20 protein-coding genes are annotated in these 25,681 nt (G+C 57.6%); 11 read left to right on the forward strand and 9 right to left on the reverse strand.

Going from position 1 to position 25,681, the window contains the following annotated elements:
- The first annotated feature begins 103 nt into the window (after positions 1-103).
- Positions 104-523 carry an ACT domain-containing protein gene (locus tag VB780_RS14785; RefSeq protein WP_323351931.1) on the forward strand — a complete coding sequence of 140 codons (420 nt, stop codon included), beginning with the start codon at positions 104-106 and terminating at the stop codon, positions 521-523.
- On the opposite strand, the gene VB780_RS14790 is transcribed toward VB780_RS14785, so the two are convergent.
- On the reverse strand, positions 489-3,482 hold the full coding sequence (locus VB780_RS14790; protein ID WP_416349238.1) for a COR domain-containing protein: 2,994 nt from the start codon (positions 3,480-3,482) through the stop codon (positions 489-491). The genes VB780_RS14785 and VB780_RS14790 overlap by 35 nt on opposite strands.
- Between VB780_RS14790 and VB780_RS14800 the strand changes: the two genes are divergently transcribed.
- The 10 genes from VB780_RS14800 to VB780_RS14845 all read left to right on the forward strand — a co-directional run bounded on the left by VB780_RS14800 (position 3,400) and on the right by VB780_RS14845 (position 12,611).
- Positions 3,400-3,597, forward strand: coding sequence for a hypothetical protein (locus VB780_RS14800; protein WP_323352299.1), 198 nt, complete (start codon positions 3,400-3,402; stop codon positions 3,595-3,597). The two genes, VB780_RS14790 and VB780_RS14800, sit on opposite strands and share 83 nt — an antisense overlap.
- Positions 3,598-3,628: 31 nt before the next feature.
- Positions 3,629-3,862: a hypothetical protein gene (locus tag VB780_RS14805; protein ID WP_323351932.1), complete on the forward strand. Its 234-nt coding sequence runs from the start codon at positions 3,629-3,631 to the stop codon at positions 3,860-3,862.
- A complete protein-coding gene (locus tag VB780_RS14810; RefSeq protein ID WP_323351933.1) occupies positions 3,859-4,128 on the forward strand; it encodes a type II toxin-antitoxin system RelE family toxin in 270 nt (89 codons plus the stop codon). Before VB780_RS14805 ends, VB780_RS14810 begins: the two co-directional genes overlap by 4 nt.
- A gap of 191 nt (positions 4,129-4,319) precedes the next feature.
- Entirely contained in the window at positions 4,320-4,616 is a 297-nt protein-coding gene (locus VB780_RS14815) for a hypothetical protein (RefSeq protein WP_323351934.1), read from the forward strand.
- A 176-nt stretch (positions 4,617-4,792) separates the two neighbouring features.
- Positions 4,793-5,782, forward strand: a complete 990-nt coding sequence (locus tag VB780_RS14820; protein ID WP_323351935.1) for a glutathione S-transferase family protein — start codon at positions 4,793-4,795, stop codon at positions 5,780-5,782.
- A gap of 80 nt (positions 5,783-5,862) precedes the next feature.
- Positions 5,863-6,300 (forward strand): hypothetical protein, encoded by a 438-nt coding sequence (locus VB780_RS14825; protein WP_323351936.1) that lies wholly within the window; start codon positions 5,863-5,865, stop codon positions 6,298-6,300.
- Positions 6,301-7,153: 853 nt separating this feature from the next.
- Positions 7,154-8,464, forward strand: a complete 1,311-nt coding sequence (locus VB780_RS14830; RefSeq protein WP_323351937.1) for a CmpA/NrtA family ABC transporter substrate-binding protein — start codon at positions 7,154-7,156, stop codon at positions 8,462-8,464.
- A 114-nt stretch (positions 8,465-8,578) separates the two neighbouring features.
- Positions 8,579-9,424, forward strand: coding sequence for a nitrate ABC transporter permease (ntrB, locus tag VB780_RS14835; protein ID WP_323351938.1), 846 nt, complete (start codon positions 8,579-8,581; stop codon positions 9,422-9,424).
- A gap of 230 nt (positions 9,425-9,654) precedes the next feature.
- Positions 9,655-11,655, forward strand: coding sequence for a nitrate ABC transporter ATP-binding protein (locus VB780_RS14840; protein WP_323351939.1), 2,001 nt, complete (start codon positions 9,655-9,657; stop codon positions 11,653-11,655).
- Positions 11,656-11,774: 119 nt separating this feature from the next.
- On the forward strand, positions 11,775-12,611 hold the full coding sequence (locus VB780_RS14845) for a nitrate ABC transporter ATP-binding protein (protein WP_323351940.1): 837 nt from the start codon (positions 11,775-11,777) through the stop codon (positions 12,609-12,611).
- A 141-nt stretch (positions 12,612-12,752) separates the two neighbouring features.
- Here the strand turns inward: VB780_RS14845 and VB780_RS14850 are convergent, their stop codons facing one another.
- The 8 genes from VB780_RS14850 to VB780_RS14885 all read right to left on the reverse strand — a co-directional run bounded on the left by VB780_RS14850 (position 12,753) and on the right by VB780_RS14885 (position 25,238).
- Positions 12,753-15,317: an O-antigen ligase family protein gene (locus VB780_RS14850; protein ID WP_323351941.1), complete on the reverse strand. Its 2,565-nt coding sequence runs from the start codon at positions 15,315-15,317 to the stop codon at positions 12,753-12,755.
- A 44-nt stretch (positions 15,318-15,361) separates the two neighbouring features.
- A complete protein-coding gene (locus VB780_RS14855) occupies positions 15,362-17,989 on the reverse strand; it encodes an O-antigen ligase family protein (protein ID WP_323351942.1) in 2,628 nt (875 codons plus the stop codon).
- Complete coding sequence (locus tag VB780_RS14860; RefSeq protein WP_323351943.1) at positions 17,986-19,452, reverse strand: sugar transferase; 1,467 nt, start codon at positions 19,450-19,452, stop codon at positions 17,986-17,988. The genes VB780_RS14855 and VB780_RS14860 overlap by 4 nt, the downstream gene beginning before the upstream one ends.
- Positions 19,453-19,566: 114 nt before the next feature.
- Positions 19,567-20,367: a WecB/TagA/CpsF family glycosyltransferase gene (locus VB780_RS14865; RefSeq protein WP_323351944.1), complete on the reverse strand. Its 801-nt coding sequence runs from the start codon at positions 20,365-20,367 to the stop codon at positions 19,567-19,569.
- Positions 20,368-20,374: 7 nt separating this feature from the next.
- The gene (locus tag VB780_RS14870) at positions 20,375-21,445 is read right to left on the reverse strand and encodes an NAD-dependent epimerase/dehydratase family protein (RefSeq protein ID WP_323351945.1); all 1,071 of its coding nucleotides are present in this window, start codon (positions 21,443-21,445) and stop codon (positions 20,375-20,377) included.
- Positions 21,446-21,520: 75 nt separating this feature from the next.
- Positions 21,521-23,554 (reverse strand): DUF3352 domain-containing protein, encoded by a 2,034-nt coding sequence (locus tag VB780_RS14875; RefSeq protein WP_323351946.1) that lies wholly within the window; start codon positions 23,552-23,554, stop codon positions 21,521-21,523.
- Positions 23,555-23,631: 77 nt separating this feature from the next.
- The gene (mutY, locus tag VB780_RS14880) at positions 23,632-24,891 is read right to left on the reverse strand and encodes an A/G-specific adenine glycosylase (protein WP_323351947.1); all 1,260 of its coding nucleotides are present in this window, start codon (positions 24,889-24,891) and stop codon (positions 23,632-23,634) included.
- Positions 24,888-25,238 carry a DUF760 domain-containing protein gene (locus VB780_RS14885; RefSeq protein WP_323351948.1) on the reverse strand — a complete coding sequence of 117 codons (351 nt, stop codon included), beginning with the start codon at positions 25,236-25,238 and terminating at the stop codon, positions 24,888-24,890. The genes mutY and VB780_RS14885 overlap by 4 nt, the downstream gene beginning before the upstream one ends.
- Positions 25,239-25,681: the final 443 nt, after the last annotated feature.

Genomic DNA, 25,681 nt, shown 5'->3' on the forward strand with positions numbered 1-25,681 from the left:
ATGGCTGACCCCGTTGCCCTCTAGATATCTATGCCCTATTTGAAGCTTCACTGCCTTTCACCCAACGGACTAATAGCCCAATCGCTCCTCGGTGCCGATGATCATGGCTGGAGAAACTGACCTGACCCAATTGCTCAAAACCATGCAGCCCGTGCTGCGAGAGGGGGAGTATGTGTTTTGCACTTTGCCTGACGCTACACAATGCCCGCCTCACCTCGACCCGGTGGGCTATTTCAAAGAAGATGAAGGGCTAACGCTGATGTTGCCCAAGTCCCAGGCTGATACAGCAGGGCTACCCTACACAGCCGTCTTCGCTCTGATCACGCTGACGGTGCATTCTAGCTTGGAGGCGGTGGGGTTTATGGCGGCGATCGCAACCCACTTAGCCAGCCACGGCATCAGCGTTAACCCGGTCTCGGCCTTTTACCACGACCACCTGTTTGTGCCCACCAAAGATGCTGAGCGGGCAATGGCCCTGCTGCAATCCCTTACCGACTCAGCTTGCTCTCAATCACCCGCTTAATGCCCGTCTCCACGTTCAGCCAGGCGGCATCGCGGTCTTCCCACTGCACCACTGGTTCCCCGTTTTGCGGCAGCCAGCTGAGCTTGTTGAAGGGTGTCCCCCGCCAGTCTACCGGGCGCAGAATGATCGGGATGACTCTGGCATCGCCTGCCTCGTGGCGCTCCATCGCTCGATTCATTTCGATGTCGTAGCAGTAGTCGGAGGCGATGAAGTCGGCGCTGACCAGCAGCAAAATGATGTCGGCGCGGTTGAGGTTGTCGTCGATTTCGCCTGCCCAGTCGTCGCCGGGGAGAATTCGGCGATCATGCCAGGGTTGAATTAGCCCCTGCCGCTGGAGCAACTTCAGGTGGGTCTCAAGCTGCTCGCGCAGCAGGTCGTCTTTGTGGGAATAGCTGAAGAATAGGCGCAGGGCCTGACTGTGGCGATCCATCGCGGTGGTGGGTTGGCGGGTGCCCTCTAAATCTACCCCGTTCAGCAAGTCGCGCACGTTTAGACTGATCAGCCCTTCCCCGGTGAACACATCAAAGCTGGTTTGCCGATGCTCTTCGCGCACCAGCAGTTCTTTGTAGTCCACCGTTACGTCGGGATGCCCTGGCACGGGCACCAGCTCTTTGGGGGTGAACTTAAAGCTGCGGTGGATGCGCTCAAAATCGGAGCGAATCACCGCCAGTAGCCTGCGCCGACTGGCCCCTGGCCCATCCACACTGATGGAAACGCAGCGATCTTGGGGGTCGGCTTTGACCAGGGCGCGGTTGCCCTCAAAGGTGAGAATGACCCCAGTGCGCCAGCGCAGCTGGTGCTCGCTCAGCACGTGGGTACGCACAATGAAGCGGGGCAGCAGCCCCTCGGGCAAGATCGGGTACTGGTAGCGAAAGTTGAGGCAGTTGGCTGGGTCAAACTCGGCGGCGGCGGTGGGCTGCTGCTTGTCGAGCAGGTCGGGGATGAGGTAGCGGTGTTCGTCTTCTTCAAACCGGAAGCACAACTCGAATTTGCGCATTAGCTCTAGCAAAAAACTGTGGCGCTCAGCGGGGTAGTTTTGGGCATCAAGGTTGCGGGAAAGGCAGGCGGCTTCGAGTTCGCCTTTGCTGTGGGCGAGTTCGTCGGCGTTGAGCAGGGTGTAAATGCCACTAGTAACCCAGTGGGGGTTGAGCACGTGGGTATCGCGCAGGCGGGGGTCGTCTTTGTAGTTGAGGGCAATGCCGAGGCTGTGGAGGTGCACGGCGAGGGAGTCTTGCGCCCCATAGTCGGTTTCGCCATCGGTCTGGCAAATAGCCCGATATTGCTCGAAGGAAATGTAGTTATCGGCCATTTCGGACAGCTTGTTTTTGATCGCCACCCAACTGGCGGGGAAGGGATCGCGCAGGTGCTCTAGGGCATCGGTTTCGCGCTCGATGGCGGCGCGGAGGTGGTCAATGCCCTGGCCGGTTTCGCAATCGGTGGTGATAAACTCGCGAATGTTGAGGAATTTTTGCTGCAATGCGCCCCGGTTGACATCGAACGGGTGCTCTTTGATTTTGTTAAGCACAATGATAACCGGGGAATCGCCGCCAAAGCTTTGGATGAGTTCGAGCCAGTACTCGGCATCGGCATCTTCGTGGCCCTGACGACCGTTGAGAACGAGCAGGTAAAGGCTGCGCTCGGTGAGAAAGAACTGGTGGGTGGAGTGCATAATCTCTTGCCCACCAAAATCCCACACATGGAGCTTGATGTCTTCAGTATTGTTGAGAGTAATCGGCCACTGCGTAATTTGAATGCCCTCCGTTTTGGCAGATTTTGGATCAAATTTTTGACAAGTTAAACGATTAACTAGAGATGTTTTTCCAACTGCGCCAAAACCCAAAAAAATCAGCTTTGCTTCATTAAGAGGTGTATCGCTTGCTTGAATGCGAAAGTAGTATTCAAGGATGTCTTGGGGCTTAGCAGCAGTTGCTCCTCGACTAACTTCTTCCCAAGTTGGACCAAGTATTTCAGAAGATAATTCTAAGCCTACATTATCGTGGAGATAAAAGCGATTCAGGTTAACGAGATCTGCAATACTTTTAGGTAATTGAATTAACTGATTTTTATGAAGATAAAGCTCCACCAGAGAATAGATCTTCCCGATGCTATCGGGTATGGTTTTAAGTTGATTTTGGTCGAGATAAAGGCGACTTAGATTGGAAATATTTCCAATTTCACAAGGCATTTCTTGCAGTAGATTTTGAGAAAGATAGAGGCGGTTTAGTTCAACAAGTTTTACAATGCTTTCGGGAACTTCTCGCAGCTTGTTTTTTTGGATATAAAGCTCCTTAAGGCCTTTGATTTCTCCAATGCTTTCAGGTATTTCTGTTAACTGGTTCTGATAAAGATAAAGTCGGGTTAGGTTGATTAACTCACCAATATTCTTGGGTATTGAAGCCAGTTTGTTCTGCTGAATATAAAGTTCTGATAAATTTATAAGATTTTCAATCCATTCAGGTACATTTTTTATGTGATTTTGGTCTATTGAAAGTACGGTTAGTTTGGTAAGATTTTCAATGCTTTTGGGTACTGATTTGAATTGATTTTTGAAGAGATAAAGCTCTGTTAGATTGACAAGGCTACCTATTTCTTTCGGAATCCTTGTCAGTTGGTTCTGAGAAAGATCGAGTACGGTCAGATTAGTAAGTTGACCGATACCTGTAGGAATCACTGTCAGATTTAAGCCAGATAAATCAAGTTCAGTTGCATCACTCTCCAAAGCTTCCTGAATGCGGTGTTCTGCCTCTGCCATCGGGTTAGGCCATTCCCCCACTGGCACGATCGCATCTACCTCCACCCCCAACACCCCAGCGATCGCCCTCACACTCTCCCCACTCACCCGCTTCCCCCGCTCCGGGTGAAACAACCGGCTCACCGTGTCAGCACTCACCCCCGCCCGCTCGGCGATCGCCGCAAATGTCCACCCCCGCTCCGCCTTCGCCGCCTGTAGCAGCTCCAGTCCCTCCGGACTAGCGAGAAAACCGCGCGATGTAGACGACATAGGCGTTGGCGACAAAAAGAGCTTTGTTCAAGGGTATCCGGCGATGCCAGAAACTGGGGCTTTTGCCCCGTAGTACCATTGAGGCATACCAAAGAGGTTTAGCCATGTCCAAGAGCGCTATTGAATACCTCACAGACGTGGAAGGAAATCCTAGAGCCGTGGTCATTCCTATCGACCTGTGGCGGCAGCTCTTACCCCAAGGGGGCGACTCCACTGAAGAGCTAGCTGAGAACCTAGAAGATTATTGTCTCAACAACGCTATGGATGAGGCCCAATCGACGCCCCTGCTAAACCGGGAAGACGCTTTGCAGTTCTTGACTGAGGAAGACGGCGATTGAAGGTTGAATACCGCAAACTCTTCTTAAAAGACCTGAAAAAGCTCAAAAGTCAACCTGTTTACCAGCAAATTTACGATTTAGCCTTCACGGTCTTGCCTGCGGCTACCGATCTCACAACTCTGCCCAACGTCAAAGCCCTAGTGGGTAATACCAACCGCTACCGAATCCAGCTTGGCAACTACCGCATCGGTCTGGAACTAAATGGTGAGACCTTGGAGATTATGCGAGTTTTGCACCGTCGAGATTTTTATCGCTACTTTCCTTAACGATATAGGAGTTGGCGACAAAGAGAGCTTTGTTTAAGAGTATCCGGCGATTTCAGAAACCGCGACATCCGGACCCCAGGGTTCTGCTTGGGCGCAGTATCACCCTTGGCGGTTGGACTAGAACCCTGAGGTCTCTGGTCTGCGATCGCCATTATGATTGAGACACAACTCACCCGGCAGAGCCATTGGCCATGACCGCAATGCCAGAACCTAGAGACTTTCAAAGCGAGGTGCTGGAGCGCCTGGAGCGTCTAGAACAAAGGCTAGACATCAGCGTTGATCGCCTTGAACAAAAACTCGACACTGATATTCAGCGTCTGGATGAGCGCACCAACAAATGGGAAGAGCGTTTTTTGCAGCTGTCGAAAGACAACCTGGCCATTTCACGCACCGTCATCATCGCTGCCGCCACCGTCGTTATTTTTGGTAGTTTGCTCGATAAAGCCGAGATTTTAGTAGAAGGCGCAACCAGGCTGTTTGGAAAGTAGCGATCGCACAATACGCAGCCATATCACTACATCGGTCATCCCTGCTTTAGCGGCCCGTTGAGCCGCTACCGGGTTATGGGGCTCTTGGCTAGGGATTCTTTCCCAGGCCAGAGGACGCTTTTGGGCCGAAGCGATAAGCTAAAACTAATTATGTGAAGAAAAATAAAGGAGACCCCATGGGACTGGGCTTACTCGTCAATGGCCAGTGGCAGCAAAAGCGCGACCAGGAAGATGAGCAGGGTCGCTTTGTGCGACCCGAGACCGACTTTCACCACTGGACTAAGGCCGATGGCAGCAGCGACTTCAAACCAGAGGCAGGGCGCTACCACCTCTACGTCTCTCTGGCCTGCCCCTGGGCCAATCGCACGCTGATCATGCGCGAGCTGAAGGGGCTCACGGATGCGATTTCCCTATCCGTTGTGGATCCTTACATGAGCGATGATGGCTGGTTCTTTAGCGACTACCCTGGCTCAATCCCGGATACGGTAAATGGAGCCAAGTACCTGCGCGAACTCTACACCAAGGCCAAGCCCGATATCTCGGGTCGGGTGACGGTGCCCATTCTGTGGGATAAACACACCGAAACCATCGTTAACAACGAGTCGAGCGAAATTATTCGCATGCTCGACACGGAGTGGAATGAGGTAGCTACTAACGACGTTGATCTATATCCCGACCAGCTACAGTCCGACGTTGACGCGGCGATTGACGCCATCTATCAGCCGATCAACAATGGCGTTTACCGAGCCGGGTTCGCCACCAAGCAGGGGGCTTACGAAGAGGCGGTGACTGACTTGTTCGACGCCCTCGACCATTGGGAAGGCGTGTTAGACAAGCAGCGCTACCTATGCGGCGATCGCATCACCGAAGCCGACATCTGCATGTTTACTACCCTCTATCGCTTCGATGCGGTCTACTACGTGCACTTCAAGTGCAACCTGCGGCGCATTGTGGACTATCCCAACCTGTGGGGCTACCTGCGCGATCTGTATCAGCAGCCCGCCTTCAAGAACACCTGCAATATGGATCACATCAAGCGCCACTACTACATGAGCCACCCCGGCGTGAACCCGCACCAGATTGTGCCTCTGGGGCCGGTGGTTGACTTTGACGAAAAGAGCGATCGCGCCAAACGCTTTAGCCTGACTGCCGGTAGCGCCCGGTAGATGGGGCTGTCGCAAAAACGCCTTGCCGTTGCTGGGCAAAGGGTTTAGCCTATGCGAGACGTTATGCAAACGGTGAGACGATGGATTTAATGGGTATGGTCAACCAGGCGATCGCCTCCTCCGATACTGAAGCTAACGGTAGCCTGATCGGCTCCCTGCTAGGTAACCTCAACAACGCCCCGGTAGACAATAACAAAATTGGCGGCATTGCCAGCAGCCTCCAGGGCGTGCTCCAAGATAAGGGCAGGGGCAATCCGGGGGGACTAATGGGGACGCTGCAAACCGTGGCGGCGACGGGTGCGGTAGAGCGACTGTTGGCCAATGAGCAGATTAGCGCGATCGCCCAGCGAGTTGGGGCCGATCCGGCGATGGTCAAAAGTGTGACCCCACTGATCGCTCAATTCTTGGTCAAAGGGTCGAATGCTCAGGGCGGCGGGCTGCTGCAAAAGGTGCTCTCCGGCGAGGTTGACCTAGGGCAAATGGCCGGCCTGATCGGCATGGCCAACAAATTCCTATAGGGCAAGATGCCTGGTTTAGGGGTTAGGGGTCGGGTCTCTGGGCTAGTTGACAGCGTTGATGCTGAAACTAGCAGAGACCCGACCCCTTTTGAGAATTAGGGTTTGCTGGAGGCGATCGCGCAGGGCCACCAAGCTTGACCAAGCCGCATCCACGCTCGCTCTCCATCGTCCTGAAAGGGGCATCCGCCAGCCCAGACAGGCCCGTCAGCGCCAGCACCGTCAGGTTGGGCACACCATAGTTGCGATCGCTCCTAGAGCAGCCCTCTACACAACGCTCAATCCATCTCCAAGGTTGTGACTGTGGTCCGCGGTGCGCTGAAATCACGGGTCACCCGGCGGATTATGCAAATCCTACATGTTGGTCATGCGATAAAAGGATGGCCTGGTACAAAGCGTAACTAAAAATACAAAACACGTTGCAAAGTTTGAATAATTTAAGCTCAAATACCACAGTAAAAAGCAGCAAAAATGCTGGATTTTACTCGGTATTTTGATCGCTAAAAAATCGCGGGGCTAAGGCTTGGTGAATTCTGAACACTGCTTTGCAAAACGGTTTAACCCTCTGGAGAATTTTTTCTTTGGACAGCGATCAACTAAGCGTCATACTGCTCTAGGGGCAAATCTAAGTCTAAAACCTGCCAATCAATCCCCTAGATTCTCTTTTGTTCTGCCAACGTTGCAACAGTTTGTCTTAGCAACTTCTGTTTCTATGGAGAGCTAAACCCTGGCATCGGTGGAGCAAAAAAATAGGTGAGATGCAGGTCTTCTCTGGACTAACTACAACGGTGAGACGCCGATACCCCGATTATTTTTCCTAATTCACCGCATTGCATAACGTTGGAGTGAGTGCAACATGACTCGACTAAATCGCCGTAGATTTTTGATGACCACTGGCACCGCCGCTGCCGGTACTGTGCTGCTCCATGCATGCAGTCAGGGTGGGTCTAACCAAGCTTCAGATACCCCAACAGAGGTGGCCCTTGACCCCGCCGAGGCACCAGAAGTTACTACCGCCAAGCTGGGCTTTATTGCCCTGACCGACTCGGCCCCGCTGATCATCGCCAAGGTCAAAGGCTTTTACGACAAGTACGGCATGACCGACGTGTCGGTGGAAAAGCAAGCATCCTGGGGCACCACCCGCGACAACCTGGTGCTGGGCTCGGGCGGCGGCGGCATCGACGGGGCACACATTCTCACCCCCATGCCCTACCTAATCTCTGAGGGCATTGTCACCGATGGCAATAAGGTGCCGATGTATATTCTGGCCCGCCTCAACGTCAACGGTCAGGGCATTTGCCTGTCTAACGACTACACCGATCTAAAAGTAGGCGTTGACAGTACCCCCCTTAAGGAAGCCTTTGCCCAGCGCAAAGCCGAGGGCAAAGAGCTGAAGGCCGCCATGACCTTTCCCGGCGGCACCCACGACCTGTGGATTCGCTATTGGATGGCCGCAGGCGGCATTGACCCCGACCAAGATGTATCGACTATTGTGGTGCCCCCGCCCCAGATGGTGGCCAACATTAAGGTGGGCAATATGGATGCCTTCTGCGTGGGCGAGCCCTGGCCCCTGCAAATGGTGAACCAAGACCTGGGCTACAACGCGCTGACCACTGGCCAGCTGTGGAAAGACCACCCCGAAAAAGCCTTCGGCATGCGGGCCGACTGGGTAGACGCCAACCCGAAGGCGGCCAAAGCACTATTGATGGGCACCATGGAAGGCCAGATGTGGTGCAGCCAGCCCGAAAACAAAGAAGAAATGTGCCAGATTCTGGCAGAACGGGCCTGGTTTAACGTGCCCTTTGACGACATTATTGATCGCTCCCAGGGCAAGTATGACTTTGGCCTAGGTCAGGCTGAAGAACTGCCCGACCTGATGCAGAAGTACTGGAACGACAATGCCTCGTACCCCTTCAAGAGCCACGATTTGTGGTTCTTAACCGAGAACATTCGCTGGGGCTATCTGCCTGCCGATACCGATACTCAGGCCATGGTGGATGCGGTCAACCGCGAAGATCTGTGGCGTGAGGCGGCAACGGCCCTGGGGCAAGAGGCGATGATTCCCAAGAGCACTTCTCGGGGGGTTGAGACCTTCTTCGACGGCACCACCTTCGACCCCGAAAATCCTAAGGCCTACCTGGATAGTTTGGCCATCAAACGCGTCTGATTCTTTCTCCCCTGGCTCCTCTCCCCCACGGAGAGGGGCGCTAGACAGATTCCCCGAGTCTGCTGATTCTCCCCTTCCTTCGTCCTCTGTTTTCAAGCCTGGAGATGCACCCCGATGACGGCACCCCTCGATATTCGTCCGGCGCGATCGCGTTTTAACCTGCAAAAGTTCGCCAATTCGTCGCTGAACTGGCTCAAGGGATTGATTCCCCCGGTGGTGGCGATTCTGATCTTCTTGGTCATCTGGCAGGTGCTCACCATGGGGCCTGATGCCAACCTGCCCACCCCAGTGCGCACGGTGCAAGACACCTGGGAGCTGATCATCAACCCCTTCTTTAACTACGGCGGCACCGACAAGGGCCTGTTTTGGCAGGTGTGGACGAGTCTGCAACGGGTGGCCTTGGGCTTTACCCTGGCGGCGATTGTAGGCATTGCCCTAGGGATTTTGGTGGGCACCAGCTCACTGATGTACAGCGCCCTCGACCCGCTGTTTCAAATTTTGCGCACGGTGCCACCCCTGGCCTGGCTACCGATCTCCCTGGCGGCGTTTCAGCAGGCCAATCCTTCCGCTATTTTCGTGATTTTTATTACGGCGATCTGGCCAATTATTATCAACACCACCGAGGGCGTGCGCCAGATTCCGCAAGACTATACCAACGTGGCGCGGGTGTTGCAGCTGTCTAAGTCGCAGTACTTCTTTAAGATTTTGTTTCCGGCGACGGTGCCCTATATTTTCACCGGCCTGCGGATTGGCATTGGCCTCTCTTGGCTGGCGATCGTGGCAGCGGAGATGCTGATTGGCGGCGTGGGCATCGGCTTCTTTATCTGGGACGCGTGGAACAGCTCGCGCATCAGCGACATTATTATCGCCATTATCTACGTGGGCATTGTTGGTCTGCTGCTCGATCGCCTGATCGTATTTGTCAGCACCCTGGTACTACCCGAAGAACAGAAGCAGTAGGGTGGGCACTGCCCACCATTCTCCTGCGCGGCAATAACTCACCTCCCATGATGCGCCGCATTCAACCTGTGATTCTGCCAAAGTCCCGTAGGGTGGGCACTGCCCACCCTACTTTCTCATCATCAACATTTATTAACGTTCTCTATTGGTGCATCGCTGCGTGAATGCACCACACGCTGCCAAAATTTCTGGCTCGACCGCTCGAACTGCACCTTCATTCCCTGAGCACTATGGCTGTCTTTGTAGAAGTTGACCACGTCGATCGCGTCTTTAAGCTGCCCACCGGGGGCGAATACATTGCCCTAAAAAATATCGACCTGCAAATTCACAAGGGGGAATTTGTCTCCCTGGTGGGTCACTCGGGCTGCGGCAAATCGACTCTGTTAAACATTCTCTCGGGGCTAGACCAGCCGAGCGCCGGCGGCATTGTGCTGGAAGGGCGGCAGGTGACCGAGCCCGGCCCCGATCGCATGGTGGTGTTCCAAAACTATTCGCTGCTGCCCTGGCTGACGGTGCGCGAAAACATTGCCCTGGCGGTGAACCGGGTGATGAAGAAGCACCCCCAGGCGGTGCGCGATCGCATGATCGACCACCACATTGAGATGGTGGGGCTGCAAAAGGCGGCGAACAAGCGCCCCGGCCAAATCTCGGGCGGCATGAAGCAGCGGGTGGCGATCGCCCGCGCCCTGGCGATTCGCCCCAAGCTGCTGCTGCTCGACGAGCCCTTTGGCGCCCTGGACGCGCTGACGCGCGGCGGTCTGCAAGAGCAGCTGATGAAAATTTGCCAAGAGAACGAAGTCACCTGCGTCATGGTCACCCACGATGTGGATGAGGCGCTGCTGCTGAGCGATCGCATTGTGCTGATGACCAACGGCCCCGAGGCCCACGTTGGCCAGATTGTCGATGTGCCCTTCCCCCGGCCCCGCGAGCGCATGGAGGTGGTCAAGCACCCCAACTACTACAGCCTGCGCAACGAGATCGTCTATTTCCTCAACCAGCAGAAGCGGGCCAAGCTGCACAAGGCCAAGCCCGTGGTGGCCATGGCCGCCAACGGCCTGGAGAAGGTGAATCTAGAGCTGGGCTTTATTCCCCTGGTGGACTGTGCGCCCCTGGTGGTGGCCAAAGAAAAGGGTTTGTTTGAGGCCCATGGCCTCAGCAATGTGACCCTGAACCGCGAGCCGAGCTGGAATGCGATCGCCGACGGCGTTGCCACCGGCCGCCTCGATGCCGCCATGATGGTGGCGGGTATGCCCCTGGGCATGACCCTGGGCTACGGCAACCAGCAGCCCCGACCCATGGTTAGCGCCCTCACCCTGAGCCGCAACGGCAACGCCATCACCTTTAGCAAGCGGCTGTTTGATGACGGCGTGCGCAGCCTAGCCGACTTTAAAGCGGCGATCGATCGCCGCCCCGATCGCGTCCACACCCTGGCGGCGGTGCACCCCACCTCGATGCACAACCTGCTGCTGCGCTATTGGCTGGCGACTGGCGGCATCGACCCCGATCGCGACGTCAGCGTCACGGTAATTCCCCCGGCGCAGATGGTCTCGACCCTAAAGTCGGGATCCATTGATGGCTATTGCGTTGGCGAGCCCTGGAACGCCCGCGCCGTCAGCGAGGGGCTGGGCGTGGTGATGGCGATCGACGACGACATCTGGCCCGGCCACATCGAAAAAGTGCTTGGCGTCACCGAAGCCTGGGCCGAACAGTACCCTAAAACCCACGTGGCCCTGGTCAAGGCGCTGCTCGAAGCCTGTGAGTACTGCGACGATCGCCGCAACCGCGAAGAAATTGCCGACATGCTCTGCCGGCCCGAGTACGTGGGGGCCGACGAAGCCCTAATTCGCCAGGGCTTCTTGGATCCCTACGATCGCGGCGACGGCAGCGAGCCTGAGCAGGTGCTCAACTACATTCAGTTCTTTACCGGCAAGGCCAACTGCCCCGACGTCTCGGAGGCGGTGTGGATGATGACCCAGATGGCTCGCTGGGGCATTACCCCCTTTCCCCGCAACTGGCTGGCAGTGGCCGAGCGGGTCAAACGCCCCGATATCTTTGGCCAGGCCGCCCGCGAGCTAGGACTGGTGGATATTGGCCGCGATCGCCACCCCATTCACCTGTTCGATGGCGCTGTCTTTGACCCCGATGAGCCGCTGAAATACCTGGATCAGTTTGCCATCAAGCGCGACCTGCGGGTCGAAGAGGTGCCTATGGATGCCGTCAGCGTCCGGTAGGGTTCTCGCGCTTCAGAAACCGGATTTCTTCTACAGATTTCTGAGCTAGGCCAAGTTCTCCGCAGAAACCCGGTTTCTGGCCCATTGCCCCCACCCCTTACCCACTTACTCCCCTGACCATGCAAGTGCTAAACACTCCTACCCAATCCACCACCCACCTTCAAACCCAGGAACCGTTCCTGATTTTCGATAACCTGTCTAAGGTCTACCCCACTTCCACGGGCGATTTTGTGGTGCTCGACGGCATCGACCTGGCCATCAACGAAGGCGAGTTTGTCTGCGTCATTGGTCACTCGGGCTGCGGCAAATCGACTCTGCTGGATATGGTGGCCGGGTTTCGCCAGCCCACTAACGGCGAGGTGCGCTTGCAATCTCAAACCATTCAGGAACCCGGCCCCGATCGCATGGTGGTGTTTCAAAACTATTCCCTGCTGCCCTGGCTCACCGCCTACGAAAACATCTACCTGGGCGTGAAGTCGGTTTTCCCCAACAAGCCCGAGGCGGCAAAAAAGCACATCGTTATGGAGCACCTGGAGATGGTGGGCCTGGCCGATGTGGCCAACAAAAAACCCAGCGCCCTCTCCGGCGGCATGAAACAGCGCGTCTGCATTGCCCGCGCCCTGGCCCTGCGCCCCAAGGTGCTGATTCTCGACGAACCCTTCGGTGCGCTGGATCCAATCACCCGCGAAGAGCTTCAAGAGGAACTACTCAAAATCTGGCAAGACAACCAGATCACCGTGCTGATGATCACCCACGACATCGACGAAGCGCTGTTTTTGAGCGATCGCGTGGTGATGATGACCAACGGCCCCGCCGCCAAAATTGGCGAGGTGATGATGGTGCCCTTTGCTCGCCCACGCGATCGCGCCCGCATTATGGAAGACCCCCGCTTCTACGAGCTGCGCAACGAAGCCCTCGACTTCCTCTACCACCGCTACGCCCACGACGATACCTAGAGAAAACTCTCTCAATTGGGCTGTAAACCCTGCCTCGGGCGCAAACCGTGCGCCCGAAGCAGGTGATCTAAGGCCACACCCAACGTAGGGGTAAACGCCGTTTGCCCGCTGCAAGATCTATCGCCGCGACGGCAAACACTGCTACTGCGATCGCAGCCTGACCTGATACGGTTCCAAAGCCCTGTCCAGCTCTGGCAGGAACACTGGCGAGGTAAACAGCGGCTCGAAAAACTGCACCACCGGGATATTCTCTACCCGAGGCAAAAAGTCTGACGGGTTAGGGCCGTCGATGTGGCGGCTGAGCACCCCAAAGCCCAGGCGCTGGCTGCGAGGTTGCCAGCTGGGCGCGGTGCGCTGAAGCCAGTCGGTGAAACTTGTAGCGGTCTCCATGCTGGCGACCAGCTGGCCGATCACCTGGGGCGGCGGCAGCGCCTGGGCCAGGTCATCAATATCTTCGGGCTGAGTCACCCAAGCTCTTTCGAGCAGCGCTTGGCGCTGGTCGGGAGTCTGCCAGGCGAGAATGGCGTACTTAGCCGGGGTTTCGGGCCAGGTGCTGACATCCACAGGTTGGCCTTTAGCCAGGTTGAGAAAGCCCTGCTGGAGATTGCCGCCGCTGGTTTGCCAGTCTTCGGTTGCCCCAGCCAAGTCGCCGCGCCACCAGCGCAGACTGCCTCGGGCCTGATGCAAAAAACCGCTCAGGGTGGATTCGCCAGCCTGCTGAAGCAGTTCGCCGTAGCGCTGTTCGAGCAGATCGAGCACGGCTGGGTAGACCTCAGCAAAGTCTTCCACGCGCCACAGGGGGCTGGTGATTAGGGTGGGATGGCGGATGGCCTCTAGGGTGAGAGCCTCGGTGGCGCAGTCGAGGTCGCCGGTTTGCAGGCAGGCAAACCCCAGGCCAAAAAACACGCCCATTTTGGCGGGCACCAGGGCGATCGCCTCCCTAAACGACGCCTGAGCTTCGTCCAACTGGCCATTTTCAATCTGGAGCCAGCCCAGGTTTGATTGGCCAAATTCCTGGTAGGGCACCGCCCGGTTGCCGGTTTTAAACCAGGCGATCGCATCGTTGAGCAGCACCTGTCGCAGGGGCGGATTGTCGCCCGATTGCAGGGCAAACTCGCCCAGGTGATAGCCCAGCTGGTAGGGGTAATAAGGCTCCCAGGGGGCCAGGTTGTGGGCCTGCTCTAGCTGGTTGGCAAAGCGATCGATGTCGGCGGGTTCTGCTGTGAGCGCCGAGAAGCCGCTGCTGGCGGTGCTCCAGGCGCGGTGGGTGGGCACTAGCCAGAGGGTCATGGCCAGGGTGAGGCCGAGGCCGACTCCCGCAAACAATCGGTGCCGACGGGGCGACGGGGCCAAGTCCTCGGGGGTGGAAATGGGGTTAAAGGTGCGGGCGAGCACAGCCAGGTAGAGGGCGAGGGTGCCTGCGATCGCCGGAATATCGAGCTGGTAGTCGGTTAAACTCATCAGCCCAAAGGCAAACAGTCCCGCCAGCAGGCTCCACACCAGCACCGGGGGCAGTCCGGCGGGAGTATTCTGCGCGCCCCGCCGCATCCACCGCACCGTCAGCAGCACTAGCAGCACCACCAGCGCTACAGCCACGGCAATTCCCCAGAGGCCCAGTTCACCCCACAGCTGCGCCGGGGTGCTGTGCAGCTGAAACTGTAGCTCGGCATCGCGCCCGGCCCAGTGGGGGCGATACTTCTGGTACACCAGCGGCACGCTGCCCGGCCCCACCCCGGTAAAAGGACGGCTCAAGCCCATGCGCCAGCCCGTAGCGTTAGTCACCACCCGGTAGGACAGTTCTCCTCCAGCGAAGTTGCCCTGGGCCAGGTTGCCCAAGACCTGCCGCAGTCGGGGGTTGGCGATGATGCCCAGAACGCCTAACCCCAAGGCGGTGCCACCGATCGCCAGCGCCAGGGGCCGGGACAAGCGGTTGTAGAGCAGAGAAATGCCCACCGCGATTAATCCGGTGATCATAAGTGCCAGCCAGCCGCCGCGCGAGCTGGTGGTGTAGAGATTGAGTAAGCCGAGCACCATTCCCGCTAGCCATAGCCAGCGTCGCCCGCCCCGATCGCTCCAGGCCAGGCCTGCCAGTAAAGGCAGCACCAGCACCAGGTAGCCCGCCACGTAGTTTTGATGGCCAATGGGCTGCCAGTTGCGCAAGCTGGTGAGCCCAAAGTTAAACGCCTGGTTGACGCCGTAGCCCTGAAGGGTTGTCAACCGAGCCAGCTCAGGCTGATAGATCTGCGTGATCCACAACAGCAGACTGAGCAGAATGAAGGCCAGACTCAAGTAGCCCTGAAACCGCAGCAGAGTGTGGAACCGCTGGGGATGGCGGAGCCAGCTGCCGAGGGCGTAGAGGGTTGCGATCGTCCCCACTGCGGCCCACCCATACCACCGCGCCTGGGCCGGAAACTCTGCCCCCAGCGTTGAGATCACCAGCCCGACCACGGCCAGCAGAGCCACCCAGTCAAAACCGTTCCCCAAGCGAGCGAGGGGGCGGTGCCATAGCTGCCACAGCAGCCAGAGCAGGGGCAGAGTCAGCCCTACCTGCCACAAAAATACCCAGGGCCACGACACGATCAGGGTGCTGCTGCCCGGCAGCAAGGTAAAAACTACGTAGAGCGCTGCTATGAGCAAGGCTAGCAGTGTGCCATCGCTGGGGTCTTGGGCTGAAGGTTTGGGCTGGGGTAGAGCATCCTCGGTCATGGCTTGGGTAGATAGGTAGGGGGCGGATGGGTTAGGGGTGCTGACTAATCTGGATGGGTCAGGCGAAAGTGGTTGTGGGTCGGGTGGGGCAGGCCCAGGGTTTTGGTGCGCAGAGCCTCAAGGCGATGGTCGAGGGCGGGAAATTCTCTTGGCCAGGCGGGGAAGAGGTTGAGCTTGGCTACCAGGGTATAGCGCTGGAGGTTTGGCGGCGTCAGCATCAGAGTAATTTGCTGAGCCTGGTAGTTGCGGTAGGCAAAGGTGAGCGACCCCCGATAGCCCTCCTCTGGGTTGGTGACGATGGCGGTTAGCCACAGGCGCAGAGGTTGTGTGCCAAGGCTTTCTTCGATTAGCAGAGCGTCTAGGTCAGATGGGGCGTCCTGAGGCTGGGCTGGGGTGGCGAGGTAGCTATCGGGGTCGAGCCAGGCGGCGAGCAGCCGTAGCTCGGGGCTCTGCTGGCCTAGTCGCAGGTTGCGCGCTACGGCCTCTCGGGCGGCATCGGGGTCAGAGGCGGCTAAGAGCAATCCCGCAACCACAGGCCGCAGCCGGTTGGGATCGACCTCCACAAGAGGTTTTTCAGTCCACCAGGCGATGAGGGCGCGGGTTTCGTAGAGGGTCGTAAAGCCGGGGGTGTCGGGAGTAACGCTCGCCAGCAAGGCATCGTATTCGGCGAGGGCAGTCTGAACTACAGGGGCATAAATTGTCTGATAGGGAGCGGCTTTCCACTGGGGATAGGTCAATGCAGCGGGGTTGACTAGGGCTTCTAGGGTAAAAGCCACTATGGCACCTTCTTGATTCCCCGTTGTCAGCAACAGATCGCCCAGCAGCCAGTAGCCGTAGTGGCGGTGGCGCGGCATTAGCTGAACCGCTTGGGCGGCGTAGGGTAGGGCGGTGGTTGGATCCGCTTGGTGCAGCACCGCCAGGTTGTGGTTAAACCAGGCATCGTTGGGGGCAGCCTGCTGGGCCTGCTGGGCATAGTCGAGCAAGAGCGATCGCACATTCTCCTGCGCCTCAGACTCTTCTAACATTTGGTCTAGATTCCACAGGGCTTCAGTAGCCACCGCTGGAGCAGTCGGATCCCATGGGCTCAAGCGATAGGCCTTATACCAGCGCGTGTCGGCCAGGTTGAGCTGCTGGTTATAGAAGGCGCGATCGGCCAGGGCACCGTAGGCCACGGTGAGGCTAAAGGGTAGCCACAGGGTCAACAGCAGCCCCAGCCATAGGGCGACGGCCAGGCGCGATCGCCGTCTGGCATCCTGGCCCAACGGTGTAGCTCTGGGCAGATAGCGATCGCCCAGCGTCACCAGCAGCACGACCAACCCTAGCAGCGTCCCCGCAAGGGGAATGTTCTCCAGTTGGTAATCGGTCAGGCTAGAGACTCCATAGGCCAAAAAGCTGCCGCCCATGCCGCCCAACAGCGCCCGATCTATCGGTTCCAGCGGCTGTCGCCACAGCCGTATCCACAGCCGTATCCACAGCACTATTCCGGCTAAAAATACCCCTAACCCCACCAACCCCAGCTCCCCCGCAATCTGCACCGGGGTGTTGTGGAGCTGCTGAATGTGGTCGAGGCCCGCCCCGGTTTCGATCGGGCGATAGAGGTTTGACACTCGGCTCATAACGCCGGGGCCAACGCCGAAAAAGGGGCGATCGCGCAGAATGTTGCCGCCTAGTCGCAGCATAAACCAGCGATCGAGGGTAGGGCTGTCGGTAATACCGCCCGCACTGAACCAGGCGCGAATGCGTGGATTGCTGGCCAGGGCCAACCCCAGAGCTAGGAATCCCCCCAACCCGGTCAAACTCCAGCGCCAGCGTTGGGAGGGTTTGAGGTATCTAAAACGGCTCAGCCAGGTGACCAGCAGCCACACCACCAGCCCCAGCGCCGCCCCCCGCGACCCGCTGACGTACAGCGCCGCCAGCATCAACCCGGCAGCAGCGATCCAAATGCCTCGCAGCCAGCCCGTGGTGGCCACCGCCGCCGCTACCGCCAGGGGCAGCATCAGCACAAAATAGCCCCCCACAAAGTTGTGGTGCCCCAGAGGCTGATGGTTGCGCAGCGCCGTCAAAAAGTTATCTGCCGCCCACATAGCGTCGTCGGGTCGCCACAGAACCAGGCTCACCACTGCGGTTCCTGCGGCCACTACAACCAGCCCCCACCACAGCCGTAGGCGACTCAGCCAGCTGCGTTGGCCAGACCCCGCCCCAGGCGCATCGACCACGTTGCGGTAGAAGTACAGCACCGCTATATAGGTCACCACCAGGCTCACATTCCACAGCGCCACGCGGGGAAACGGTGATACCAGAGCCGATAGGGCTAGGACAATGCCCATGCCCAGGGCCACCCAATCTAGTCCGTAGCCTAGGGCGTAGAATGCCCGTCCCGGTTCTGGGCCAGATTCTCGTTCTGCGTCAGTTTCCCTATGTTCTGGAAAGCGCAGCCGCCGCCACAGGCCCACTAGCAGCGCTACGCCGCCCCCATGCCACAGCAAAATCCAGGCCCAGCCCACCATGCGGTAGTAGCTCAGGGGCAGCCAGCTAAAGGTCAGTAGCACCAGTCCTCCGGCCAGCCATAGCCCTGGCTTTTGGCTAGCCCAGTTCCGACGATGGCCGATTCCCGAGTCCGCCGCATTGCCGGAATCTGTTGCCCCTGGCGGTGGGACAGAATCGGCGGTCAATAGGCCCCCTTGCCCCAGAGCACAATTCCCAGGGTGGCGGTAAGAATCTCTAGATCCAAGTTCAGTGACCAGTTGTCGATGTAGTGCAGATCGAGGCGAGCCACATCGTCGAACGTGTCGATGTCAGAACGGCCCGAAATTTGCCACAGCCCCGTCACTCCCGGCAGCACCTGATGACGAATGTTGTGCCAGCCGTCAAACTTAGCCACATCGCGCACGGGCAGCGGGCGCGGCCCTACCAAACTCATCTGGCCACAGAGCACGTTGAATAACTGGGGCAGTTCATCGAGGCTGGTGCGGCGCAGCAGGCGACCCACCCGCGTAATGCGCGGGTCGTGCTTGACCTTAAACAGCACCCCATCCGCGGACTCGTTGTGCTGCTCTAGCTCGGCCTGGAGCCGAGGCGCATTAACTACCATGGTGCGAAACTTCCACACCTGGAAGATGTTGCCGTGCAGGCCCACCCGCTCCTGACGGAAGAAGATTGGCCCGGCTGAGTCGAGGCGAATGGCCAGGGCGATGCTCAAAAGCACCGGCCCCAGGGCAATCACCCCGAAGCCCGCCCCCAGGTAGTCCATCCCGCGTTTGAGGCGGTAGTCCCAGCCGCCCATCAGGGGGGCGTCGAGGCGCAGGGTGGGCAGGCCCGCCACGGTTTCAGGCGTGCCCCGGCGGTAGAGCATGTCGCGGCTGGTGGGGAGCAGCTGCATGGCAATGCCCGCTCGCCGCAGCTTCCAGTACAGCTCAGAGGCCAGGTCGGCAGAGGGAATGCTCTCGGCCAGCACCAGGGTGGCCCCGGAGGCCAAAATCGCCTGGTAGGTGGTGGCAGAGTTGGCGGTACTGGCCAGGGCGGCTCCAATGACGGGGACACTGGCCCGTTGGGAGAGCACGTCGGCTAGGCGCTTGAGCCGGGGAGCGGGGGCAATCAGAAAGACTGAGGAGGGCACTTTGGCTTGAGTAAGGGGGCGTAGCAGCAGCGTCGCCACCAGCCGCAGCCCCACCACCAGGCCCACCCCGCTGAACCAGGCCGAGAAAAACAGCGATCGCGGCAAATCCAGCTTAGGGTCGTAAAAGTACATAACCACCAGCGCGCTCAGGTAAACCAGGCTGAGCAGCTTGCCCGCCCGCAGGTGCTTTTGCCCCTGAGATTTGGTGTCGTAGAGGCCGCCGTAGGCAAACAGCCCCACAGCACAGGCCACCAGCACCCAAAATGGACTCGGCAGTCCCAGCCAGGTCCACCATACGAGCTGGGCCGGAATGGGGGAGAAGAATTGGTTGAGCGATCGCGCAATGTGCCACGACAGCCCCAGCGCCAGAATATCCGTAGCCAGCAGCACCAGCCCCCGCCGCCCTGGCCCAGCAAAGGCATCGCGCAGCTGAAATCTTAACCCCCGAGGGGCACGAATATCTTGACGGTGGCGGGGCCGCTGTTGCATCACGGCGGGTACGGCACGATGACAATCCATAGCAGGGGGCAGACGCATAGGGATGAAGTTGCCCTCAGTATTCCGCAATTGTGCTGAGAATCCATCATCGGAGGAATTGGTTCATGGCGCTGACCATGACCGATGGCAACAACATTAGCTATATCGCAGGGGTTCGGGGGGCTGGGGTAGAGGCTGTTCAAAGCGACGCAGGTGTAGCCATTGCAGCATTAGTAACCAGATATATTGCGGATTGAGCAGTACGTATCGTCGCCATAACCGACCGGGTTCCTGCCCTAGACGAAATAGCCATTCCAATCCGTACTTTTGCATCCAAGTTGGTGCTTGGGGCAGCAGACCAGCATGGAAGTCAAAGGCAGCACCTACAGCGATCGCAGGTATAGCCAGTAGATCGCGATTTTCATAGACCCAGACCTCCTGGCGGGGGCAACCTAAGCCCACAAATACGATTTGAGCACCGCTCGCTACAATAGCGGCTGCGATCTGCCGCTGTTCCGTAGCGGTTACCTGTTTGAACTGAGAGGGGGTGTAGCCCGCCACTCTCAGTCTAGGGAACCGCTGCTGTAAATTTTTCACTAGCGCTGCTAAGACGGTTTCTCGACTGCCGTAGAGATAGATAGGTAGATCCTCAGAAGCAGCGCGATCGCAAATCCTCAACATAAGTGTTGGCCCATAAACCCGATCGCTCAGATTTGCGCGGTGTAGCAGGTTTAAAGCCCAACGCACCGGCTGTCCGTCAGGCACCACCAGGTCTAAATGGTTGAGACGATAGCCCTGTTCTGGGTCGAGGGCACCGGTCATCACTCCATGCACCGCCAGGGCAGATAGAGTCAACGGCGCTCTAGCCTTGGCCGCAGCAATCACGTGCTCAACCGTAGTGTCATAGTCGATGGCGTTGACCTTGATTCCCAGCACATTAAATTTGCCTTGATCCATTACAGGGCTACCTCTGCTGCCAACGGGCTTGATTAGCGGTGTAAATCTCCTGCAAAATCTCAGCTACATCATAATTTTGCTGCCAATGGGGATAGTGCTGGCTGAATTTTTGAGTATCGCTAATCCACCAGATATGGTCGCCAACGCGGTTGGTATCTGAGTAGCTCCAGGCCATCTGCTGACCGGTAATTTGCTCGCATAGGGCGATCGCCTCTAGCATCGAGCAATTGCTAAACCGCCCACCACCAATGTTATAAACCTCTCCACTACGCGGCGCTTTAAAGACCTGATCAAAAGCCTGAATCAGGTCAGCACTATGGATGTTGTCGCGCACCTGCTTGCCCTTATAGCCGTAAACCGTATAGGGCTTGCCCGTAGCTGCACACTGCATGAGATATGCCAAAAATCCGTGCAGTTCAGCTCCAGCATGGCTTGGGCCAGTCAAACAACCGCCCCGAAAGCTAACAGTTTTAAGACCAAAGTATCGACCATACTCCTGCACCAGTACATCGGCAGATGTCTTAGAAACTCCAAACAAACTATGCAAAGTTTGATCGATTGACATGTTTTCTGGAATGCCCTGCTGGTAGGGATGGGTTGGGTCAATCTCCCATCGTTTATCCAGTTCTACCAGGGGCAGTCGGTTGGGAGTATCGCCATACACCTTGTTGGTCGAGGTAAAAATAAACACAGCCTCGGGGGCAAACTGCCGAGTTGCCTCTAACAGGTTTAGGGTGCCATTTGCATTGATAGTGAAATCAATCTGGGGGGCTCGAGCGGCCCAATCATGAGACGGTTGAGCCGCCGTGTGAATAACCAGTTTGATGGCATCGCCATAGTTGCGAAAAATATCTGCGATCGCGCTTTCCTGACGAATATCTGTGTTGATGTGGCAATAGGTTTTACCCAGCTTGGTCTCCAGACGGCATCGATTCCAATCAGTAGAAGCTTCTTGGCCAAAAAAGAAGCTGCGCATATCGTTGTCGATGCCAACGATATCTAGCCCCTGCTGGGCAAAAAACATCGCTGCTTCAGACCCAATCAGCCCGGCAGACCCAGTAATTACAGCAACACTCATGGCAGCGCCCCTTATATGGCCTTCATTTTAAAGGGGAAGGTAGTAAATGCGGCTTTAAAGCCGCGTTATTGCCACCTAATCTCTGCGGGGGGCGAGGCCGAGCTGGCTCTGAAGCTCCATGTGGTTGGGGGTGAGGGCGGTGGTGGCGCTAAGGCTGCGCAGGCTGCCGAGGTAGGGTTTGGCGACATCAAAACTGGGGTCGTCGTGGAAGCCAAATACCTCGTAGGCCAGGGCTAGGGTAGCGCCCACATTCACATAAAAGTAGCCATCATTAGGGTTAGGAAAGGTCGCCGTCGCCTGGTCAAACAAGAAAAAATCGGCCAGAGGATCGTGGGGCGAGGGGGCCAACACACTGGCCATGGGCACCGCGCCGGAGGTAATTGCCAGGGTATCGTCGGTGACCCAGCCGTGGCTGCCCACGCTGAGGTCGGGCACAAAGTCACCGTTAAAGCTAGAAAATAGCTCCCAGCTGGTGGCGGGCTGTTGGTTGACGGTTCTAGGATTGACGGCCAAGCCGACGCTGGGCAGCAGGTCATCCACGGCAGCCAGGGTACGGTCGGCGGTGGGGCGATCGCTCGTCTGTAGCAGTAGCCCTAGCCCCACATACTGCAAAGGGCCACCCTCGACCGGGAAGGCGGCGATCGCATATTCCCCATCCATCCAGCCGAAGACATCGTCGTCGAGATCGAGCCCGGTGAAGAGGGTGAACCCAGCGCGCACCGTGGCTAACCCGTCGCGGGTAAAATCGCTGGCCTGGTCTAAAATTCTGGCTACAGTGCGCCAAAACCCCGCGATGTTGCGGCCACTCGTGACTACAAAGGTCGAGGCAGGCAGCAGCTCTAGGGGGCTGTCGGCGTTGGCCACGGTGGGGGTGAGGCCAAAGGTAAAGGGCACTGCATCGTAGTAGTAGCGGCCCCGAACCTGCATGCCGGTTTCTAGGGGATACACCAGCGCCTCTAAGGTGCCGCCAAAGTTGAGCGATCGCAGGCTTTGCAGCGTCTCGTCATCTAGGCTGGCGGAGGGTAAGGGAAAAGGCAGCGGCAGCTCGGCGGCGGGCAGATCCGTGGTCGGGAGGTCGTAGTTTAGTAATTCCAGGGCGTTGCCGTAGACGGCAAAGAGAGCTTGGGTGCGCTGGCGATTGGCTAGGGTGCGCTGAAACTCTTGGCTATCTATTAGGGATGGCGCGGCTCTATCCTGGCGCAGGCGCAGGTATTGCTCAATGGCGGCGGGGTTTTCTGCCGTGATCAGAGCGTCGGGCAAAAAGGCTACGGCCAGGCCGCTAGGGCCAAACTCTGGCAGGGGTACTGGCACCTCAACTTCAAGGTCTTCCCCCTCCTCGTGGAAAGGTTTGACGGTAAGGGGAAGCCCTACGGCTCCATTGAAACGTAGGATTTGCGTTTGGGTGGGGCGGGCCTTCAGGGGCGCAATCTCGGCGTCCTCAGCCTCAAAGCTGCTCTCATCTATGATTTCTGGATCCGCTTCTTCGTCCCAAGTGCAGTCATCGGCGTTGGCCTCGGCGGGGCCACAGGCTTCTGGAATGGCTGGCTCAGACCAGTCTTCAAACTCGGGGGCGGGCCAAAAGTAAATTTCGGTGCCCAAAGCAGTGGTGATCTCAGGGGTATCCCCTTGTAGCTCAAAAAAAGTGTCGCGAAAGGCGTTAAAGGTTTCAGCATCAGTGACTGGGGCCACCATAATTGAGGCCTCGGCAATGGTTGTAGTCTCCCCAGGCAGCACCGGCAGCAGCGCTACCACAGCAGTGTCGCCTATCCAGGGGGCCACTTCGCTGGCGAAGTCAATTCCGTAGGGCAGGTAGGGCAACCCTGGCAGGGCTGGGGTCAGTCCCTGTTCTTCATCCAAGAGCTTAAAGAGTTGGTACTGGCTGAGCTGGCCCCAGGTGTCGGCGGTGGTGTCGATTAGCAGCACCAGGGCAGTGTTGTTGGGCAGGTGATGCCAGATGTCGGCTTCGGCGGCGTGGGTGGCTAGGGGCGGAATGGTGCCAACCGCTAGCCCTGACCCCATCAGACCCAAGACCAGCCTTCGTCCCAGGGGATAGAGACTTGTCCACTGTACCCATTGATTCCAACCCCATCCCCGATTCCCAGTGCCCATAGCTATGCAGCGCTCCAAACAATCTTTTCTATCAAAACCGAGGGAAGGAGCGATGTCTGTAAACTATGGCGGTTTGTTTACGTTGCAGGCGCAATTTCGACCACATCCACCGGCGTTTGTCCTGCCGTGTAGGCTCGCAGGGCATTGATGATGTGGATATTGGCCTTGGGGAAAGGAAATTCTTCAATGGTGTCGAGGGTGACCCAGCGCACCTCGTCGCACTCGATGGGCTGGGGGTCGCCCGCCAGATGGGTGCAGTGGTGCACGTTGAGGGTGACTTTAAAGTGCGAATAGGCGTGGGTGACGGTGCAGAGGCGATCGCCCACCGCAATCTCAATTCCCAGTTCTTCCTGAATTTCTCGCGCAATACAGTCCTCAATCGTCTCGCCCGGCTCAATTTTGCCGCCGGGGAACTCCCACAGCCCGCCCAGGAGCCCCTCCTGCTTGCGGCGATCGATCAGAATTTGGTCTTGCTCATTCCAGATCACAGCGACGCCGATTTGCTTGTGGGGCAGGGGGCCTTTAGTTTCTGACATGGGCAGCTCCGATTGAATATTGCGATTATAGGCACAGCAGTAGGCCTGCCAGGGGCAGCGATCGCAGGTCGGATTTCGTCGCGTACACAGCGTCGCCCCCAGATCCATGATCGCCTGGTTAAAGTCGCGGGGATTTTGGGGATCCAGAAGATGCTCCGAAAGAACCCACAGATCCTTTAGCGCCCTGGCCGGAGGCACCGGCAGCGCCACTAGCCGGGCCAGCACCCGTTTCACATTGCCGTCGAGAATGGCGTGGGGCAGGTTAAACGCCGAGCTGAGAATACCCCCCGCCGTGGTTTTGCCAATGCCGGGCAGGGCGGTGATGGCGTCAAAATCTCTGGGAATTTGGCCGTGATGGTCGCTCATCATGCGCTGAGCGGCTTTGTGCAGATTGCGGGCGCGGCTGTAGTAGCCCAGCCCTTCCCAGGCTTTGAGCACCGTTTGCTGGTCGGCGGTGGCGAGAGACTCCACGGTGGGGAACTGCTCTAGCCACCGCTGGTAGTAGGGCAGCACCGTCTTCACCTGGGTCTGCTGGAGCATGATCTCAGACACCCAGATGGCGTAGGGGTTGTCGATATTGCGCCAGGGCAGGGCGCGGCCCCGGTCGGTATACCAGGCCAACAGCCCGCTTCGCAACGCCTCCACAGGAAAATCCGGCCAGGGCTGAGTCGCCTGGGCCGGATTGGGGGAAAACGGGTGCTGGTTTAGAACCCTCGTTGTGCTTGTTGTGTAGGAACCTTCGGTGTCGGGCACGGTAGAGCGGCGACGACCAGAGGAGGAATTGGGGATGCTATGGCTCACTCAATCTCAGGGGCAGATTCAGCCGACATCAGCGAGTCCTCGAAGGCCATGCGCTGTTCGGCACCCCGCAGAAAATACCCGCTCATCATAGCAGAGGCCAGCAATCGGCCCAGGTTCTCGCGGTTGGTGGTAATTTCTACGTCGAAGTGCTGGGAGGGCAGCCCGCCGAGCAGGCCGATAATGTTGTGCTCCATCATCTGCTGCACTTCGGTCGATGCAGGGTTGGAGAGCTGGGCGATGGTCTCAGGGCTCATGCCGTGGACGTACTGCATGAGTGAGCTGGGATGCTCAGAAGAGTTTTTGAAGCCGTTGAAAAGGTCTTGGGCTTTACCGGAAGAATTGCTCACAGGGGATACCTCGCGTGGCTAGCAGTGTGCGTGCGGCCTGGGTTTATCGGATTGAGCTGGATAGGGTTAGTGTTCCCCATTGGGAGTGGAACCCTAACGTTTTGTTGTCTACATCACTATTGACTATCTACATGCAGTTGCTCGGTCATTCCTGAAACCCATGTGATTAAGTTAACAGTCTAGGTTTTATGGCTGGGTAGGTAGAACCGTACCGTTGGTGGAGGGGTTTTGCCCCGCACCGAGAATTTGGGATGTCTCATCTATAGATAGATGTTTGAGTCAAACCTAGGGTTCAAGCTAAAACAAGACTTTCTCAGAGTATTCCATTTTACTCAGCATTGCAGCTGGGGATGCGGGCCTCAGCCTGTTTGACTGGTTCTGGCACGACCAGAGTAAGCACTGAGCTGGAAACACTCTCGGGGTACTCCACTAAAACAAAGTTC

Origin of the sequence: Leptolyngbya sp. CCNP1308 (assembly GCF_034932455.1) — a bacterium.
Taxonomy (GTDB): domain Bacteria; phylum Cyanobacteriota; class Cyanobacteriia; order Phormidesmidales; family Phormidesmidaceae; genus Nodosilinea.